The 1,926-nt window shown below is 52.1% G+C and carries 1 pseudogene; it reads left to right on the top strand.

Annotated features, from left to right (window positions below):
* Nucleotides 1-1,385 precede the first annotated feature (1,385 nt).
* A pseudogene (locus tag GOW93_RS20610) lies at nt 1,386-1,926 on the top strand (IS5 family transposase); the annotation flags it as partial.

Raw genomic sequence — 1,926 nt, 5'->3', positions numbered from 1 at the left:
CGTACAGCCCGGCGGCCAGATCGACGCCAAGGACCTGCTGGTCGAACTGGAATAAGCCGTTTCCAAGCATCACCTGAAGCTAAAACATGAGAACTGACGCAACAATAGAACACCTAAGGCTATCGATAGATTATGAATCGTATTTAATTGGGAAGCCCTTCAGATATCAAGTTGACATCTCGTGAGCAGCCTCATCTGAGTGGTCCGCCCCTATGTTTAGGAAATGGAGGATCACGAATGGCAATTGCTTGGGAGGTTCTCAAAAAAGAAGACAGCGGAACCGCAGACCGGTTCGATGTAGGGAAGTTCGAAGTTCAAGTAGGGTGTGATTTGATCAGCAATCTGCGACTTACTGCCCGCCCACTTCAGGAGCTTTGATTTGATTTTCATGATGACTGACTATCATCATTCAGCGCGACAACAAACATCGAAAATACTTGCCCGAATTTTCATCCCAATCGGCTCAGCTATAACGCCGGGGACAGAAGTCTTGAAGCATTCTTTGAAGTAAGTAAAACATCTTGTGTCCGCTCCTAAACTCATTCTTTTGCCTATCGCAACCGCAGAGAATGTCTGCAATCGCCCATTCTTTAAAAACGCAACGTGTTCTGGCGCAAAACGTAACGGCGCAGCCTGCTCCGCCGCACTTGTTTTAGGGCCAGCGGGATTTGGACAAGCCAAACGCCCCTGGCCATCAGGGGTAAGGCGCTGCCTTCCCCCTCGGGCAACCCTATTAGAAAAAACCGTGCCCTAGGCTACGCCTGCGGGCCGCGCCACTATTGTCGAATAGCATTGCCTCGCCCCCATCCGAGTTCGCCACGTGGCAGATCAGCAGGAACAGGCACCTTCGGCGTCTGATCTGCAAATCAGCCCTGATTTTCCCAAAAGGAAGTCAGGATCATTGAAATCGGTCTCGGTGCTGGATGAAGGAAGTGAGGCGAAAATGGCAAGGTTCTGTCGCTGGTGGCAGAGCTATGTGTCGCCTTACACATGGAGTGTGGAACGTCACTGATCTTTGACTCAATCGACAATCAAAACCTCAATAAATTAGTAATTCGCGTCATTCAAATCTGACCCAAACGTCAAGCATTTCTGACCCAAAACGAATAGCAGCCTTCTTCTACGCAGCGGCCAATGTCGCAAATGCGCCCAATCCAACCAATGCTGCGCGACGCATAATCAAACAAAATCCCGAAGCGTTCGCTTGACGAAAGTCCGGATTGTTGCGCTCTACGATGGTCGGTGTCTGTTACGGTGAAAGGACGGTTTGAAATTCGCCGAATACTGCGCCGCCGAATTGCCGCCTCCGCGAATTGGCCTAGGGTCAGGATGCATTGATTTTCAAAGCGCTGCATGGTTCACGGCTCGGAAAACGGAGCGGTAATATGAGCGACCTTTTCTGGCTGACTTACGAGCAGATGGCCAAACTTTCCCCTTTCTTCCCGCGGTCGCATGGTAAGCCACGGGTCGATGACAAGAGGGTGCTGAGCGGGATTATCTTCATCAATCGCAATGGGTTGCGGTGGCGTGACGTTCCCAAAGAATACAGGCCGCACAAGACGCTTTATAGCCGGTGGAAGCGTTGGAGTGAGAAAGGTATCTTCGCTCGGATGATGGTCGGCTTGGCAGCCGAACACGGCGAGGAAAAGACCGTGATGATCCCCTCTCATCGAAACTGCGTTTCGACTGCCGGGCAGTGGACGCGACCTATCTGAAAGCACATCGTACCGCGACCAGCATGGCCGCGAAAAAGGGGGGCGTGGCCACCTGATCGGCCGAACCAAGGGCGGCATGAATACCAAACTGCATGCTATCTGTGACAGCCAAGGGCGACCGATCAGCCTTTTGTTACCGCTGGCCAAGTCAGTGAATACATCGGTGCGCGAGCGCTACTGAGCAGTATTCCAGATGTCGAATGGCTGCTCG

Origin of the sequence: Ruegeria atlantica, assembly GCF_013032455.1 — a bacterium.
GTDB lineage: Bacteria > Pseudomonadota > Alphaproteobacteria > Rhodobacterales > Rhodobacteraceae > Ruegeria > Ruegeria atlantica_B.
The sequence above is the reverse complement of the archived record's forward strand: the minus strand, read 5'-3'. Positions and strand labels throughout refer to the sequence as shown.